Origin of the sequence: Veillonella sp. LMAG:90, assembly GCF_008679445.1 — a bacterium.
In the GTDB taxonomy this organism is placed as follows: domain Bacteria; phylum Bacillota; class Negativicutes; order Veillonellales; family Veillonellaceae; genus Veillonella_A.
Genome location: NZ_NAND01000001.1, coordinates 853,802 through 872,500, shown reverse-complemented (window position 1 = coordinate 872,500; position 18,699 = coordinate 853,802). Strand labels below are relative to the sequence as shown.

7 protein-coding genes, 2 rRNA genes and 1 pseudogene (1 of these 10 running past the window's edge) are annotated in these 18,699 nt (G+C 46.5%); 1 reads left to right on the top strand and 9 read right to left on the bottom strand.

All coding sequences use genetic code 11. The features are described from left to right. The 8 genes from CCC71_RS03805 to pdxR all read right to left on the bottom strand — a co-directional run. A 23S ribosomal RNA gene (locus CCC71_RS03805) occupies positions 1 to 611 on the bottom strand; it reaches 2,322 nt to the left of the window's first position. A 296-nt stretch (positions 612 to 907) separates the two neighbouring features. After that, positions 908 to 2,470: ribosomal RNA gene (locus CCC71_RS03800) — 16S ribosomal RNA — on the bottom strand. Together the 16S and 23S rRNA genes form the textbook arrangement of a ribosomal RNA operon. A 617-nt stretch (positions 2,471 to 3,087) precedes the next feature. Beyond that, positions 3,088 to 4,227 (bottom strand): efflux RND transporter periplasmic adaptor subunit, encoded by a 1,140-nt coding sequence (locus CCC71_RS03795; protein WP_021842382.1) that lies wholly within the window; start codon positions 4,225 to 4,227, stop codon positions 3,088 to 3,090. A 20-nt stretch (positions 4,228 to 4,247) separates the two neighbouring features. After that, positions 4,248 to 4,874 carry a tetratricopeptide repeat protein gene (locus CCC71_RS03790; RefSeq protein WP_156705666.1) on the bottom strand — a complete coding sequence of 209 codons (627 nt, stop codon included), beginning with the start codon at positions 4,872 to 4,874 and terminating at the stop codon, positions 4,248 to 4,250. 367 nt (positions 4,875 to 5,241) lie between these two features. Continuing rightward, complete coding sequence (gene gltB / locus CCC71_RS03785) at positions 5,242 to 9,816, bottom strand: glutamate synthase large subunit (protein WP_296333602.1); 4,575 nt, start codon at positions 9,814 to 9,816, stop codon at positions 5,242 to 5,244. 496 nt (positions 9,817 to 10,312) lie between these two features. Next, a complete protein-coding gene (locus tag CCC71_RS03780) occupies positions 10,313 to 13,213 on the bottom strand; it encodes an ATP-binding protein (protein ID WP_156705667.1) in 2,901 nt (966 codons plus the stop codon). Next, the gene (locus CCC71_RS03775; RefSeq protein WP_156705669.1) at positions 13,203 to 14,471 is read right to left on the bottom strand and encodes a metallophosphoesterase family protein; all 1,269 of its coding nucleotides are present in this window, start codon (positions 14,469 to 14,471) and stop codon (positions 13,203 to 13,205) included. Before CCC71_RS03775 ends, CCC71_RS03780 begins: the two co-directional genes overlap by 11 nt. A gap of 1 nt (position 14,472) precedes the next feature. After that, on the bottom strand, positions 14,473 to 15,906 hold the full coding sequence (pdxR, locus tag CCC71_RS03770; RefSeq protein WP_374041994.1) for a MocR-like pyridoxine biosynthesis transcription factor PdxR: 1,434 nt from the start codon (positions 15,904 to 15,906) through the stop codon (positions 14,473 to 14,475). A gap of 385 nt (positions 15,907 to 16,291) precedes the next feature. On the opposite strand from pdxR, the gene bioB reads away from it, so the two are divergent. Next, positions 16,292 to 17,317 (top strand): biotin synthase BioB, encoded by a 1,026-nt coding sequence (gene bioB, locus CCC71_RS03765; RefSeq protein WP_021842376.1) that lies wholly within the window; start codon positions 16,292 to 16,294, stop codon positions 17,315 to 17,317. A 249-nt stretch (positions 17,318 to 17,566) separates the two neighbouring features. On the opposite strand, the pseudogene CCC71_RS03760 reads toward bioB, so the two are convergent. Continuing rightward, positions 17,567 to 18,678: pseudogene (locus CCC71_RS03760) on the bottom strand (IS1249 family transposase). Positions 18,679 to 18,699 lie beyond the last annotated feature (21 nt).

Genomic DNA, 18,699 nt, shown 5'->3' with positions numbered 1-18,699 from the left:
TTCATTCTTCAATAGGCACGCCGTCGCGCTGCAATTATACGCGCTTCGACTGTTTGTAGACATACGGTTTCAGGTTCTCTTTCACTCCCCTCCCGGGGTGCTTTTCACCTTTCCCTCACGGTACTATGCGCTATCGGTCCATACTGGTATTTTGCCTTGGAGGGTGGTCCCCCCTGCTTCCCACAAGGTTTCACGTGTCTCGTGGTACTCTGGATACTGTCCCGTGCATGCAGGATTTCGATTACAGGGCTTTCACCTTCTACGGCTGTGCTTTCCAACACGATTCTTCTATCCCATTTACACTTGATGACAGTCCTCAACCCCGGTTCGGTTTCCCGATCCGGTTTGGGCTCTTCCCCGTTCGCTCGCCGCTACTAGGAGAATCTCGTTTGATTACTCTTCCTCTGGGTACTTAGATGTTTCAGTTCCCCAGGTGCCCTCCTCATACTCTATGGTATGGGTGACAGAACATAACTTCTGCCGGGTTCCCCCATTCGGAAATCTACGGGTCGAAGGTTGCTTGCACCTCTCCGTAGCTTATCGCAGCTTACCGCGTCCTTCATCGGCCAGTATAGCCAAGGCATCCACCGTACGCCCTTAAAATCTTTACTTAGATTTTTAAGACTTGCGTCTCGCCTGTAGCTTAACCTACTCTTTATAAATCAGAGAATTTTTTCCTAATGTGCTTGGTTAAACCATTTGGATTACTCCAAGAGGCTTACCTTACATATTAATTATCTATCTTCTATGCAGTTTTCAAAGAACAATGCTCATATATAGTTATATGAACTTGAGAGTCTTTGCAGATCTCTCAAAACCGAACAATGTAGGTTACTGTACGAAGTACAGCGCCAAAGTGTCGACCTAAGTGACATCGAAGAACCTGTCTTCGTGTATGTCTCCCTAGAAAGGAGGTGATCCAGCCGCACCTTCCGATACGGCTACCTTGTTACGACTTCACCCCAATCATCGACTTTACCTTAGACGGCTGGCTCCCGAAGGTTACCCCACCGGCTTTGGGTACTTCCGACTTTCGTGGTGTGACGGGCGGTGTGTACAAGGCCCGGGAACGTATTCACCGCAGTATGCTGACCTGCGATTACTAGCGATTCCGACTTCACGTAGGCGAGTTGCAGCCTACGATCCGAACTGAGAGCTTGTTTCTGGGGTTTGCTCCACCTCGCGGTTTCGCTTCCCTCTATTAAAGCCCATTGTAGTACGTGTGTAGCCCAGGTCATAAGGGGCATGATGACTTGACGTCATCCCCGCCTTCCTCCGCATTGTCTGCGGCAGTCTCTCATGAGTTCCCACCCGAAGTGCTGGCAACATAAGATAGGGGTTGCGCTCGTTGCGGGACTTAACCCAACATCTCACGACACGAGCTGACGACAGCCGTGCACCACCTGTTTTCTGGCTCCCGAAGGAGAAAAACAATCTCTTGTTTCGTCCATCAATGTCAAGACCTGGTAAGGTTCTTCGCGTTGCGTCGAATTAAACCACATACTCCACCGCTTGTGCGGGCCCCCGTCAATTCCTTTGAGTTTCAGCCTTGCGACCGTACTCCCCAGGCGGGGTACTTATTGCGTTAACTCCGGCACAGAAGGGGTCGATACCTCCTACACCTAGTACCCATCGTTTACGGCCAGGACTACCGGGGTATCTAATCCCGTTCGCTCCCCTGGCTTTCGCGCCTCAGCGTCAGTTGTCGTCCAGAAAGCCGCCTTCGCCACTGGTGTTCTTCCTAATATCTACGCATTTCACCGCTACACTAGGAATTCCGCTTTCCTCTCCGATACTCCAGTTCCATAGTTTCCATCCCCTCACGGGGTTAAGCCCCGCACTTTTAAGACAGACTTACGAAACCGCCTGCGCGCGCTTTACGCCCAATAATTCCGGACAACGCTTGCCACCTACGTATTACCGCGGCTGCTGGCACGTAGTTAGCCGTGGCTTTCTATTCCGGTACCGTCAAATCCTTGCATTATTCACACAAGGACCATTCGTCCCGATTAACAGAGCTTTACAACCCGAAGGCCGTCATCACTCACGCGGCGTTGCTCCGTCAGACTTTCGTCCATTGCGGAAGATTCCCCACTGCTGCCTCCCGTAGGAGTTTGGGCCGTGTCTCAGTCCCAATGTGGCCGTTCATCCTCTCAGACCGGCTACTGATCATTGCCTTGGTGGGCCGTTACCCCTCCAACTAGCTAATCAGACGCAACCCCCTCCTTCAGCGATAGCTTATAAATAGAGGCCACCTTTCAATGAGCTTCGATGCCGAAGTTCATTCGCACGCGGTATTAGCAACGGTTTCCCGTTGTTATCCCCCTCTGAAGGGCAGGTTGGTTACGCGTTACTCACCCGTTCGCCACTAAGATCGATAGAAGCAAGCTTCCATCTCTCTCCGTTCGACTTGCATGTGTTAAGCACGCCGCCAGCGTTCGTCCTGAGCCAGGATCAAACTCTCCAAGATATCTTGGAGCTATTTGCTAGCTCGCTTTCGTTGTTTGTCTCTAACCGAAGTTAGTGACTAGAATTTATTTGGTTGGTTTCGACGTTGTCGAAACCCGCACTCTGGCTATGTTCATTTCGTTAAAAATGATTACCTTACATTGTTCAGTTTTCAAAGATCTGCTCGCTTAATCTTCATTGCACTTAACGCATTTCAGATTTGCGATTCAGTCACCGTCATCTCTGACATTTTTTATATTGTAACACCGTTGTTTTATTCTGTCAACAACTTTTTTACAAGTTATTTACGAGATTTAAACATTCAGGCTACTCACAACACTCAGTGTTGTTTGTCGTCTTCAACTGACGACTTGACTATCTTACCAAATTAACACAGGGAACGTCAACCCCTATTTTTAAAATTTTCAGTTTTTTCTTCAGGAGGTTCTATATGCTATTAATGGCACTGTTAACGAACATATCTAAGACCGTATAAAAAAGCTGTATATAAAGACTGTGACTAATACACAAAAAACGAGGCTCTCATCTGAGCCTCGTGCAGTTTAATATACGTATGTTATACAGCAAGTCAATTTCGCATGTATTAATATTCTACTTAATATTCAAATTAATATTCTACTAATATTCTACTTTTTCACCCAATTCGAATTCACCTTTAGACGTAATTACACGTTCCCCTTTGACCAAGCCATTTACAATAGCCGTATAATCATCATCGGTTTCACTGGTTTCTACTACGCGAACGTCCACCGTATTATCGGCAGTTACTACATACACGAACTTGCCATCCTTGTTTTCACGAACGGCCTCTTTAGGAACAGCGAGTACCGGTGCTTTGGCTTCTGATTCAATAACCAACGTATAGAACTCGCCCGGCTGAATGAGGCCATCCGCATTCAAGAAGGTCGCTTTTACTAATACGCTTGGCACGCCGGCCGGTGCATTCGTGTCTATATACGTTATTTCACCCGGAATCTGTTTGTCATCAATTTTTAAATATACCTTAATTGATGGTTTAATCGTCGGCTCGGCCAACTTAAGAGCAAAGTTCTGAGGAATACTTAAGGAAGCTACAACCGGAGAATTCTGCTGAATGAGCATAAACGGTCTGCCTTCAATGGCGACCTTTCTGTCTTCATTATAAATAGCGGCAACCCGCCCATTGATTGGTGATACAATTTGAGCCTGGGCAATTTGTGTTTGCAGTTGCGCAATCGCCGCTTGGATGCCGGCCGTTTCCATGCCGCCAGTAGACACATAGCCGCCGCCACTCGTCACAACGGTTGCCTGCGAACGTTGCACAATGGTCTGGTATTCTTTTTCAGTAATGATCCCGTTCTGCATCATTTCACGAGCACGGTTCACATCAGCCGCCGATACTGCGCCCGGTACGATAGTCGTCTCTTGCGGCACAGCCTGTACACCACCACTACTTTGGGCTTCACCGAGTTGTTGAATCAACTGATTCAGTTGCTGCTGCATGGTACTCGTATCGAGCATGGCCACAACCTGACCTTGCTTAACTTCATCGCCCACTTTAACAGCCATCGTCGCCACCTGCCCGGAAACAGTCGGTTCAATGGTCGCTTTATTTAAAGCCGTAATATTGGCATCATTATTAATTTTAACCGGCATCTCGCGCATATCCGCCTCGGCTGTTGTTACCTTCGTCGGTCCAAAGCACCCGGCCATAAGACCGGCTACCATAACAATCATTACCATGAATAGCCATCGAAAACGTCGCTGTCGTTCTTCCATAACTAATCCTCCTTCTCCGGTTATTTTACAATCTCTTCAAATTCTTCATTGCCGTGAAAACGCTCAAAATGATCTTGCGTGCGCGCAACTTCTTTTACACTTTTGTCCAGCGCAATGGCCTGGCGTAAATATTGCAATGCTTTAGCATCCTGACCCTGATCCGCATAAATAGTGGCTATGCCATAGACCGACCAAGTATTGGTTGGATCCTTAGCCAATAACGCATCAAACCAAAATTTAGCATCATTCAATTGCCCCTGCAATTTATACAGCATGGCCAAATTGTAATAATTGCTTAAATTATTTGGATTCAAATCATACGCTTTTTTCGCCAAAACCAATCCCCCTGCAGGATCACCGTTTAGCCCCATGGCTATACCTTTCAACGAATAAGCCGCATCAGATTTCGGATATCTTTGCAAAATCTCATCCGCTTTTGCAATAGCTCCGGGGTAATCATTCGACTGCAGTAATTTAGTTGCTTCTTGCAATTCCGTCGTCGGTACCGGCCCTTTCATGGCCGTTGTATTAGGCGACACAGTCTTTGCGGTTTCTACCGAAGACGACTCTTCAGAAGCTAAACCGCATCCTCCCAAAAGCAAGGCTGCACCGAAAAACAAGGCTGTCACTATATGTAATAATTTCACTAATGGCTCCTTTACTATATGCGCCAAACACGCATTAACTATATCCTAAGATTCGATATGCCAATAATTGATTTATAATTAACTTATTTACTTATTTCTATTTGTCTGTTCTTAATTATATACTATTTTGAATATTTTAAAAATCTCTAATGTTCAAAAAAATCGCCGAATATAGCAAAATAGGCCCGTTTAAACGAGTTTTATTTAAAAACTCAGAATCAAACGAACCCATTTATATCGAACTCACTAAAGAGCCCATGTGTTATGTAATTACTCAAACGATACGACTTACAACGATACTTGCAATGCTACTTGCAACGCTGCTTACAATACTACTTACAACGCTTTTTACAACGTTACTTACATGCTACTTAATATGATAGGCATCTTTAAAGGCCTGTAATTGAGCATCTTCCAATTTTAAGCCCGTTGCTTCATAAACAGCAATTGCTTTTTGCATGTTTTCATAAGCAGTCGGTACGATTTTGGTAAAACGCTGTGCAAAGTTTTGCCAATTGTCCAGAATATGACGACCTTTACGACTATCTGTATGCAATACATGTGCTTCAACCAAAGATTTAATGCGTTTTAAATCCTCATTCGTAGCCGCACGCGGCTCTACCAAAGCAGTATTGCACTTGCGCACATCAAAATCAAGAATGTACGCATAGCCACCGGACATGCCGGCCCCAAAGTTACGACCGGTGGGACCTAAGATGAGGACTTCGCCGCCGGTCATGTATTCACAACCGTGGTCGCCCACACCTTCCACCACAGCGGTAATACCACTATTGCGGACGGCAAAGCGTTCACCGGCACGGCCGCTTACATAGGCTTCACCGGAAGTGGCCCCGTAAAAAGCCACGTTCCCAATGATAACGTTCTGGTCTGCTTCAAAAAGCGCCGTTTTCGGCGGATATACCGTCACAACGCCACCGGACAAGCCTTTACCTACATAGTCATTAGCGTCGCCTTCGAGCACCATGGTCATGCCTTTCGGAATAAAGGCGCCAAAACTTTGACCGGCACTGCCAACGAAGCTGAGCTTAATCGTATTCGGCGCTAAACCGTCAGCGCCGTACTTTTTAGTAATTTCACTACCCACGATAGTACCTACTACGCGGTGCGTATTGTTGATGGCCAATTTAGCACGAATCGGTTTCTGCTCTTCAATAGCCGGACGACACATGCGGAGCAATTTGCCCGCATCTAACGTTTTTGCCAATTCATGGTCTTGTTCGTGTTTATGGTAATGGCCGACTGAAATATCCGTATATGGACGGAAGAGAATTCGTTTCAAGTCGACGCGGGATAACTTGTAATTATCATCCACCACTTTTTGGCGTAACAAGTCTACACGACCAACCATTTCTTCTACGCTGCGGATGCCGAGTTTAGCCATAATCTCACGAAGTTCACGAGCTAAAAAGAGCATCAAATGTTCCACATATTCCGGTTTGCCTTTAAAGTTTTTACGTAATTTTTCATCCTGCGTTGCTACGCCGTATGGGCAGGTATTTAAATTACAAACACGGGCCATCTTACAACCTACGGTGATGAGCGGTAAGGTACCGAAGCCGAACATTTCAGCCCCTAAGAGAGCTGCTACGGCAATATCAAAACCGGTCATCAATTTGCTGTCCACTTCGAGGACGATTCGGTCACGCAAACGATTGAGCAGCAAGGTCTGATGCGTTTCGGCAAGGCCCAATTCCCAAGGGGCCCCTGTATGACGCATACCGGTACGACCGGCCGCGCCGGTGCCGCCGTCATAACCGCAAATAAGGATATTATCGGCTTTTGCTTTGGCTACCCCCGCAGCGATAGTACCAACACCCGCTTCGGCGGCTAATTTCACACTGATACGAGCATCGCGATTGGCGTTTTTCAAATCAAAAATTAATTCCGCCAAGTCTTCAATGGAGTAAATATCGTGATGAGGAGGTGGTGATACCAGTTCTACGCCCGGCGTAGAGTGACGGGCTTTGCCGATTGGCGGATACACCTTTTTGCCCGGAAGCTGACCGCCTTCACCCGGTTTGGCACCTTGGGCACATTTAATTTGCAATTCCTTGGCATTGACTAAATATTCGGAGGTCACGCCGAAACGGCCCGATGCAATCTGTTTAATTTCACTGCAACGATTGTCCCCATTAGGCAACAATTTGTAACGGTCCGCATCTTCGCCGCCTTCACCGGAATTGCTCATAGTCCCTAAACGGTTCATGGCAATGGCGATGGTCTCATGCGCTTCCTTACTGATTGCGCCGTAACTCATGGCGCCCCCTTTAAAGCGCTTCACGATAGATTCTACCGGTTCTACTTCTTCGATAGCGATGCCGCCGCCCACCGGGAAATTGAACTCGAGCAAACTGCGAAGTGTTACATGGTAATCATTGCGAATCGCCGATGCATACTCTTTGTAGAGTTCATAATTATTTTCAATACAAGCACGCTGCAATAAATCAATGGTCTTCGGATTGTATAAATGAGGTTCCCCGTCCTTCATAGGACCATAGAAACCACCCGCTTCAAGGGCAGTGTCGGCCGGTTCTTCGAAGGCACGATGATGACGGCTCAATGCTTCCAACGCTACCCCATCAGTACCGATACCGCCGATACGAGTCGGTGTATTCACAAAATATTTACCGATGAAATCGCTGTTAAGGCCTACGGCTTCAAAAATCTGAGCCCCTTGGTAACTGCGCACCGTGGAGATCCCCATTTTGGACATGACTTTTAAAATACCGTTTACCGCTGCTTTAATATAGTTTTGTTCAGCCTGTTCCGGCGTAACATCGCCTAAGCGGCCCTGTTTTTGTAAATCCGCTACCGTTTCAAGGGCAACATATGGATTAATAGCCGTTACCCCATAGCCGATCAAGGTACAGAAATGATGAACTTCACGCGGTTCCCCCGATTCGAGGACCAAACCGATATCGGTGCGGAGTACTTTTTTAATTAAATGATTGTGCACTGCTGCTACAGCGAGGAGTGCCGGAATAGCTACATGATTGGCATCAACGCCACGGTCGGATAAAACCAACACATTATGGTCGGAGCGCGCCGCTTCTTCCGCTTTTTCACAAAGAGCCTGTAAGGCTTTGCGCATTCCTTGCGTGCCTTCGGCCGGGTCAAAGAGAATGGATAAAACGGTGCTCTTCATGCGGCGACAATCTAATTTACGAATGGCGGCAAATTCTTTATTTGTCAAAATCGGGCTATCCAAGTACACACAATAAGTGCCGCTTTTGTGCGGATCCATCATGTTACCGCTGTTACCGAACATTACGCCGGTGGAGGTTACCATTTTTTCACGAATCGCATCGATTGGCGGATTCGTTACTTGTGCAAATAATTGTTTAAAATAACTGTACAACAACTGCGGTTTATCCGATAAAATGGCCAACGGTGCATCAGCCCCCATGGCGCCTACCGGATCTTTGCCATCTTTAGCCATAGGCTGTAACATACGCACCAAATCTTCCTGAGTATAGCCGAAAGCTTGCTGCAATTCTTTCAAGTTGGACACTGTCGGAATTTCATCATCCGTCGCCTGCTCAATGCTGTCCAAGTGAATGATATGTTCTTTCACCCATTCCCCGTACGGTTTTTCAGTAGCAATACGATGTTTAATTTCTTCATCCGATACAATACGCTGTTCCTTCGTATCAACGAGGAGCATTTTGCCCGGTTCCAAACGACCTTTATAGCGAATGTTTTCAGCCGCTTCATTGACAACGCCTACTTCGGACGCCATAATGAGGCGATCATTGCCCGTAATATAGTAACGGGACGGGCGCAAACCGTTGCGGTCCAACACACCGCCGATAACGGTACCGTCCGTAAAGCCCATAGCAGCAGGACCATCCCAAGGTTCCATCATGAAGCTGTTAAACTCGTAAAAGTCTTTTTTCTCCTGACTCATGAGCTCGTTGTTTTCCCAAGGTTCCGGAATCATCATCATCATGGCATGCGGCAAACTGCGGCCCGTCATATATAAGAACTCAAGCGTGTTGTCGAACATGGCCGAATCGGAACCGGTATCGTCAACAACGGGGAATACTTTTTTAATTTGCGGAAAATATTCCGAATCGGCTTTGCCTTCGCGGGCATTAATCCAGTTAATATTGCCGCGAATGGTATTAATTTCCCCATTATGGACAATGAAGCGATTCGGATGAGCCCGCGCCCAGCTTGGGAATGTATTGGTACTGAAACGGGAGTGCACCATGGCTAAGGCCGACGTGAAATCCAAATCCACTAAATCAAGATAAAATTCTCGGAGCTGCTTTGGTGTGAGCATCCCTTTATAAACGATGGTTTTGGCGGACAACGAAGCAATGTAGAAATCGCCGCTTTCCGCTTTGCTGAGAGGAATAATCTGTTTTTCCGCTTCTTTACGAATTACATACAGTTTGCGTTCAAACTCTTCATCGTTCATGATATTATCGCCTTTACCGATAAAAATCTGGATGAGCCAAGGTCGAATGGCTGCCGCTTCGGCGCCCACGGCATGGGAATCGACCGGCACTTCACGCCAACCGAGTACGACTTGACCTTCTTCGCGAACAATGTTTTCCAAAATCGCCTTCTGCTTATTGCGAAGGGTTTCATAACGATGGGCAAATACCATGCCTACACCGTAACTCCCAACCGGTGGCAAGGAAAATCCCAACACTTCACATTCACGACGGAAAAAGTCGTGCGGAATTTGCACCAAAATACCGGCGCCGTCACCGGATGAAGCATCGGCGCCACGCGCGCCACGGTGTTCCAAACGTTCCAAAATACGCAAACCGTCATCGATAATATCATGGGATTTACGGCCTTTAATATCGACTACAAAACCCATGCCGCAGGCGTCTTTTTCATAGGCCGCATCATATAAGCCCTGCTTTTGCCATTGCGCCTGTTCCTGCTGCTGAATTTCAATTTGCATTTTTCCTTGTTGGTGTACGCTTCCTGATTTTTGATATGTCCCTTGATGTGCTTGTCCCATAAGCCCTTGCTCCTTCCAAACCCTATACTCTCTCTTTAGCTGCCCTAGCACGGGCAATTGCTATTTCTATATTAAGACAATCACTTTCGTCCAACGAGTTCATGCCCACAGCCTCCCCAAAGCTATATCAAATAGCTCCGCCGGGAATCGCTATTAGCCTGTACCAACGTCTAACAATCTATGATTATACGCCTTATATCCATTCTATAGAAAATAGATTGTTTCTATTATATACCTATTGTCAAAAAAAATCATATAGCAATATGCCATACATACTGTGCATTAATCTCATGTATACAAGGTACTTTTAAATACAAAAAACCTCTCTGAATTATTTTCAGAGAGGTTTTCAGATTTTCCATACAGCTCGTCAAATGATAACTTCCTGTATTTTTAATCTATTTCAGTTTATAAATTTACATTTTGTTCTATTCACCTACATGGCTTCGCGGGTCGACAAGTCGTACACGCTCACGCCATCGAGCTGCGCACTGCGTTCCGCCGTGCCCTGCTGACAGGTAAAGATCAAAATTTGTTCACTTTGGCCAATATGAGCCAATAGCTTCAAGGCCGCATTTTGTCGACCTTCATCGAAGCGCAACAAAATGTCATCCAAAATAATCGGCAATGATTCCACGCGCTGTGCAAACACGCTGGCCAAGCTGAGGCGCAAGGCGAGGTATACCTGATCGCCCATGCCGCTGCTCCAACGCTCCGTCGGTACCACTTCATCGGATGTGAGCACCGCTTCCACATTGGCCGTGCTGTCCCCCAATTGTAAAGTATATTTGCCGTCTGTCATCAAAGACAAATATTTCGAAGCCTTCGCCATAGCTTCCGGCTGACGGTCTTTTTCATAGTCCATCTGTGCCAGTTCCATGAAATGGCTTACCAAAACTTGGGTCGCCCAGGCTGTCAACGCTTCCTGCAATTCCCCTTCCAACTGTTGTTCTTCCTGCAGCGCCAAGGACAGAGCCTTATCCTGTGATAAGGTGCGCATTGCTTCCTGAATCTGGCCGCGTTTTTCATACAAAGCAGCTAAACGTTTTTGCAAGGCCGCCATTTCCGAATGGCTTCGTTCCGCTTCGGTCTGCCACTTTTCTTTATTGCCCGATTTCAAACGACGATACAAAGCTTCCTGACCGTCTTTCTTCGGAGCAAACAAGGCCAATTGATCACGGCTCTGTTCGTACACTTTTTGCCACTGCACATATTGATCTTGCAACAATAAACGCTGACGATATTCGCCGGCCGTAGCGACCCCGGTCTTTTGTAAAAACTCTTGCTGTTCCAACAACAGTGCCTTTTCTTGGCGGCTCCACTGCTCATATTCTTCATGATAATTGCGACGCTGTGATTCTTTTTGTTCCCAACGGACCTGGTTTTGACGATGGGATTTCAAAAGATTATAAACACGACGCAATTCAATCGGCGTAACCGGAATATCCAGTTCCAATTTTTCCCACAAAGCCGCGCAACGAGATTCAATATCCTTAAGGGTTGCCTCATGTTCTGCCAAGCGTTTTTCATAATCTTTATACTGGTTGAAATCTTCCATATACGTATCGTATTCCTGTTTGAGGGCAAAGAATTGATTGTCCGTCAAAACACGGCTGGCCCCTTCCGGTAACCAACGTTGCCAAGCTTCCATGGCCGCATTACCGGCGGCTTCCAATTTTTTACCTTCTTCCAGCCACTGATTATGTACCTGTTCATAGCTGTGAATTTTAGCCAAGATTAAATTCTGATTACTGAAAGCCGCCCGTTTAGCCGCTACCGAATCTTCCAAATCCTTAATATCGGCCGCTGTTTTGGGTTCCGGTAATTCCAAATCACGAGCCATGGCTTTTACCAGCTCGTCCCAGCGTTCACGCTGGTGCAAAGCTGCTTCGCGAAGGCCCGTAAATTTGCGGCCTTGCTGCCAACCATAGCCAAAAGCACCCGCTGCTAAAAGGAAGCAAAGAATGCCTGCCCAAAGGCCTATATCGGGAAGCACCATCATGAGGACAATGCCAATAACAATGAGTGCGATGGCGCCATAGCGATATAAAGGTGACGGGCCACTTTGGTTGAGTTCATTTTCCTTAGCTATGCTGTTTTCATACTCCGTAAAGGCCTGTTTCAATTGGGCCATGCCGGCTTCCAATTCCTTCAGGGAATTTTCTTCGTCTTTCACCGTGGAGTTGGCAATGTCTGCCGGCTCAACCGGTTTACGACCTTGCCAATTCAAATAATTATCTTGGGCGCTGCGAAGTTCACGGGCCAGTTTTTCACCGGTTGCCCAGTCCACTTTTTCCGGCATTTGTGCATCCGCCCGCCAAGCATTATGCAAAGTACGGGACAAATCCAACTGTTCTTTAACTCGTTTTAAATAGTTACGCCCTTGTTCGCAATCTTTTTGAAGTTGCGTCCACTGGCCCAATTCTTGGAACAGGTTTTCAATCTCTTGACTGTAAACGCCTACCAAAGAATCGGGAGCAAAGTTTTCCGGCACGAGACCCGCTTCTTTACCACTCCAGAGCTTCATATTATTACGACATTCCGTAATCTTTTCGTCCAGTTCATAGAAAGCGTCTTTTTCAAGCAAATCTGTAACCGCATAGGTATTCATCTGCTCTTTCGCATGTTCCGCCCGTTTATATACATCCCAGGCACGCAATACAAGGTCCACGTCCTTGCCATAATCTTGCCATTCTTTAAGGCGCTCCTGCAATTCCTTTTCCGTCGTGGCGATGCCGTCCAACTCCTGTTGGTACGCCGTATACGCCTCTTCATTCTTGCCGAGGTCCGCCATCTTTTCACGGAGCTGTTTCAACCGCTCCATAAGCACATTGATTTTTCGCTTCCCGTTCGCCGAAGCAACCAGTAAATCGGAGGAGGCTTTTTCAATATCCTTCACGGCCGTGCTGAGGCGCTCACCGCCCTCGCCGCCGAAGAAGCGAGCTCGCACTTCCACTTCGGCCAGCACATCCGCCCCTTGCAATTCATCAACGGTAATGGCAAAAATTCTATCATAGGTCTTTTTGTCGAGACCATGCCACCATAGAGCCGCCGGTTCTTCCGAAATCGGCCCTTTGCCTAAGGGATAGAAATTAAGCTTTTTTCCGTCTCGGCCGATATGATAGGACACGCCCTCCCGTTCTACCACAAGATAGCCCGAGCCGTAGCCGTACGTTTTACTTTTTTTACCAAACAACAAAAAGCGAAGGGCTTCCAATAAGGAAGTCTTGCCGCTTTCGTTGGGGCCGTAAATAACTTGTACCCCTTCACCGGCCGGTGTGAACGACCATTCGTGATAAGGGCCAAATTCCTTAATATATATTTCCTTAATCCTCATCCGTATCTCCCATGAGGCAACGAGCACCTTCCGCTTCCGCTCGTCGCAATGCGTCTAATAAAACATCATCTGTCAACAGTTCCTGATACATACCGAGCCTTTTACTTTCCGGCCGTTCCGCAATGAGATTGCGAATCGTGGAAGCGCGCTCTACGGCCGGCAGTTTGGCGATTGTATCATAACTGCGCAAATAGTCGCCCACCATATCTTCCATTTCACGACGCGCCGTCCAGTCCGTTACGCCCCGGGTGCGGTCCACAATACTGAAAGGCATGACGAAATTAAACTTATTACGTTCTTCCGCCTGCGCCATTTCAAGCCAAGTTTGGCGCACTTCGTCTTGACTGCAAAGTTCATACAAGGCCCCTTCGCCGGTGAGCACAATTTCGAGGAGCACCTGCTTTTTCAATTTACGCAGCATTTCCTTCTTATGGCGAATCATTTCCACCATATCGCCGGTACTGCCCAGCGCGCCAATATCGATGGTTACCTGCTCAAAGCGAATGGGCGCCGTTTCGTGAAACTGCAGAGTCACACGACCTTTGGCGTTCACATCAACCAAGTAGCAACCTTTAGGTCCCAATTCTTTTTTATGAAGGCCTTGAATATTACCGGCATACACCACATAAGGCGTTTCATTTAACACCTGCCGTTTATGAATATGGCCGATAGCCCAATAGTTCATAGGCGACGCCGTCAATTCCCCCAGTGTAGTGGGTCCCACCGTTTCGTGCTCACCGGCTGAGCCTACGGTACCGTGAAAAATCCCGATGGAGAACGGGTCGTCCGACCAAGGTTTCAATTGCTGCGCCACATTGTCGGCTCGGTTTTGATTACTCGTACTGATGCCGTAAATATACGCAGCCACCTTGTTTTTCACATATAAAGGTTGACGCTCACTCTGTGTAGAGCTGAACACATACACGGAACTTGGCAAGCTGATTTTGGCCGCCCAACTTTCCGCCGGGTCATGATTGCCCTGTACTAAAAATACGGGAATCTTATGCTCACTAAGGCGTTCGCATTCATAGGCAAAACGCACCTGTGCTTCCAAATTATGTTTTTCACTATCATAAATATCGCCCGTAATCAGCACGGCGTGCACCTGCTGTTCGATGGCAAAATCCACAATATTCGTAAACGACTGATAGGTAGCACGATTGACTGCTTCGTCCACTTGCTTGCCTAATGATTTCAAATATTTAAAAGGAGTCCCCAAGTGAAGGTCTCCGCATTGTATAAAGCGAAATGGTATCATCTCACATTCCTTTCCAAGCGTTGCCCAATTCTTTTACGGCCGCTTCCAATTCGTTGGTCGGAATCGCACTGAATGATAACAGACAACGTACTTCGTCGTCGCCGTCTGCTTCAATGCGTACATCACAACCGGCCTCACGGGCTTTTTGCAAAAGAGCGTCCGCTCCCTTATCCGTAAAAATCGTAAGACCTATATAAACACCGCCTTCCGGCAGATATACTTTAACGGCATCGCCAAATGTTTGCTGCAACTGTGCCGCTAAAACCTTACTTTTATCCGCATAGTGCTTACGCAAACGACGAATTTGTTTGGACCACTCGCCATCCTTAATATAACGCGCCCATACGAGCTGCTCCATCACACCGGCGCTTTGCCGATACGATGTGCGATAGGTTAAAAAATCGCTCCACAGCACCGGTGGCAAAACCATGTAACTAATGCGAATAGATGGGGGCAACACTTTTGACGGGGTCCCCAAATAGATAACCCGCTCCGTCGTGGCCATCCCCTGCAAGGACGAAATGGGCCGTCCGTAATAGCGAAGTTCGCTGTCATAATCATCTTCAATGAGATAACTGTTTTGCTCCGCCGCCCAGTGTAACAATTCCTTGCGTCGGCCTACACTCATGACTCGGCCTTGCCTATCGCCATGAGACGGCGTGCAGTACAAGGCTTCCACACCGGCTTTACGCAGGTCTGCCAACAAGGTCTCACTATGCTGGTCCACGGTGATAACGGTAAATCCGTAATCGTTAAAAATATGCGTTACCCCGATGATAACACTGGCATCAACGGCCACCGTGGTGAGGCCGGCACGTTTTAAAAGGGCTGCCAGCATCATGACCATAGCCTGCGTACCGCTGCCGATAATAATATGATCCACCGTGGTACGCACAGCGCGGGCATTATTCAAATACTTCGCCAGCTCAGCCCGCAGTTCCGGTTCCCCTTGCGGGTGGCCGTAGGCCAAAAGCCGTTCCGGTTCACGCAAGATATAACCGATATATCGCTTCCACCGCGTATAGTCAAAACCCTCCGGATCCATGGCACCGGTAGCAAAATTATAGCGAATGGGCACGGCCTGTGTTGCTTTAGCAGTTAGTTCCCTTTGATTGGCTAACCTTGTAAGCTCCATCCGAGTTCCGTTTTGACTCACACCGCTTATGTCCGCTTCGGCTGCCTTTTCATTCAAAATATTGTCAACCTCGGCATCGGTGCCACTCAATTCATGGCTCTTTGCAAAATGAGAGCCGTTGTCCAATAAAATCGGCAAAGGCAACACTTCATAGGGCGAGCGATCATGAGCCTTAATATAGCCTTCCGCGGCCAACTGCAAATAGGCCTGTTCCACCGTAATCTTGCTTACTCCCACTTCACCGGCTAAGGAACGAACCGACGGTAAACGGGAACCGGCCGCATATTGTCCGTGCTCAATTCGAGATTTAAGGTATTGATAAATCTGTTCATATAAAGGCGTGACACTTTTACGTTCAATTGTTAACAGATGCCTCGCCCCCTCACCGACTTTTAAGCCGTGTAAAACAATACTTACTACATTACTTCTTATTTTATCACAGCCTCTTGAAAATGGTAATCTGTCCTATCCATTTTTTGTAAATTTTTTACAAACTGACATTACAATTGTTAACCATATTTATAATTTTCGGTTATTGTTAACTATGATTAAAAATTCATGGTTGACTATCTTAAATCATGTTCGTATAATATAGGCAACGGCTAATGGTTAATATCAAGTAGACCCACAGCCGAAGCTCCCAGGTAGAGCGGGATAAACTAAAGAAATACAGAGGTGTAGGTTCATGACAACAAAACAAACTATTGGCTATGAAGAAATTATTGCGTACGCCCAACGCATCTTAGATGGTGGTGAAATCACGCCAAAGGAAGCTGAAGAATTAATTCATGTTTCCGACGAAGATACAATGATTTTATTGGCTATGGCCGATAAAATTCGTCAAAAATTCAGCGGCAACGAAGTTGACCTTTGTGCGATTGTTAACGCACGTTCCGGCAAATGCCCTGAAAACTGTAAATTCTGCGCCCAATCGGCTCATCACGAAACAGGCGTTACCGTATATCCGTTTATGAGCGAAGAAGATATCGTTGAACACGCTCGTAAAGCAAAAGAAGCCGGTGCTATCCGCTTCTCCATCGTAACCAGCGGTCGTAACACCAACAATCCTAAAGAATTTGAACAGATTTTGAGTGCTCTTCGTCGTATTCACGAAGAAACAGGTCTTGAAATTTGCTGTTCCTTAGGTCTTCTTACTTACGAACAGGCTGTTCAGTTGAAAGCTATCGGTGTAACTCGTTACCATTCCAATATCGAAACGGCACCAAGCAACTTCCCTAACATTTGCAGCACTCACAACTTTGCTGACAAAATGTCCACCATTGAAAACGCTAAAAAAGCAGGCATCCGCGTATGCTCCGGCGGTATCCTCGGTCTCAATGAAACCTTGGAACAACGCGTTGAAATGGCTTATGAATTAAAACGTCTCGGCATCGATTCCGTGCCGCTCAATATTTTGAATCCAATCAAAGGCACTCCATTTGAACACAACAAACCATTGCCTCCATTGGAAATTTTACGTACTTTCGCCATGTTCCGTTTCGTATTGCCACATGCACAGATTCGTACAGCCGGCGGTCGTGAAGTTAACCTCCGCGACTTACAGGCCTTAGCATTATCCGGCGGTCTCAACGGTATCATGGTAGGCGGTTACTTAACCACCGATGGTCGTTCCCCACTCCAAGACTTACAGATGATTGAAGACTTGCATTTGGAACGCACCGCGCCTCAACCTATTCAGACTCAGGCTTAATTCGTTAACACTTCATTGCCGGCAACTTCATCACAACAGTTTGCCACCCCACTTCATCAGTGACAAGCTGACAACTAACTTCATCTCCGGCAATGAATGTTTATAAAAAATTTTTCATTAACTTTCTTCAAACACGCTACAATATTACAACCTAAAAAGGACCCTTCACAGGGTCCTTTTTAGATTAACAAAAACGGTCTCACTCCTAAGTAGGCTTATAGGACAAAAAGTGTGTGTGGCTTTTTTAAATTAATCCCAATAAATTGGAAATTCCGTGGACATATGGAACTCATTCCAAACAATGGCATCCCCCCATTGCGGCAAGATATTATCCACACGGTTATTCCGCATTATCCTACGGTAAGTAGCAGCGATTGTTTTATCTGTAGGCATACATTTTAATATTTCAGCAACAGGAAGCGGTCTAGGTGAGTGCTCGTAACACCACCAATAGACCGCTTTTAATCGTCTTTCTAAGGATAATCCTCTGTGGTCTCGTAACATCCCCCTAAGTTGCGCATTAACGCCTCCTTCCAGTCGATTGTTCGTTGTAGGTACGGTAATATCTACAAACGTCAGGTAGGTAAATAGAGTGTCATCTCTAATTAATCGTAAAAGTCCTGCCTCAGCTTTTAAGAGGCGTTCATGAGTAGCCCTTTTATTCCCATTTTCGTCAACTGTCATTTCACGTAAGAAGTCATCAAACTCTTCTCTCCAAGCAATAATCCATCAATCCAAGTATAGGCATCATCTATCGATTGAATCTTAAATAAACGCTTTGCTAGTTCATATAAGGCCTTGCCGGCTACTGTTTTTGGTGCAGAAGTTGTATACCTTCTTACTTGTGCAAAAACATGAAATAAGCAGCGTTGATGGTTACTTGTCGGCCACCTCTTTGCCAAGGCCTTAGCAAATCCGGATCCGCCATCTGAGATAACAACACGCGGAGGAGCAATACGGTCCATTAATGCTTGCCAAGCTCTAGAGTTCTCATATCTACATACATACCAGCCTAACACATGGTCCTTACTACAACAAATAAGTACACAGAGCTTACGCGTTAGGTATATGCCGTCAAAGTAAAGCACATCATATACTTCCTCAATCTTTGGTGGAAGGCACCATATGGACCAAAATTTAGCGGTTTTACGTCTAAATGTACGCCCGCCTCCAGGCATATCCTGCTGCATCTGTTTACTAAATAACCATTTCAAAAACAGCTTTAGATTATGACTATCGGTGTTAATTTTGTTAGTGAAAGCGACTTTACAGTGCTTACAAAACCATCGCTGAGAACCGGATTTCAATATACCGTGTTTTATACATTTTCGACCACAATCAGGGCAAACTACTTGTTTAATATTAATCATCCTCCTATATAT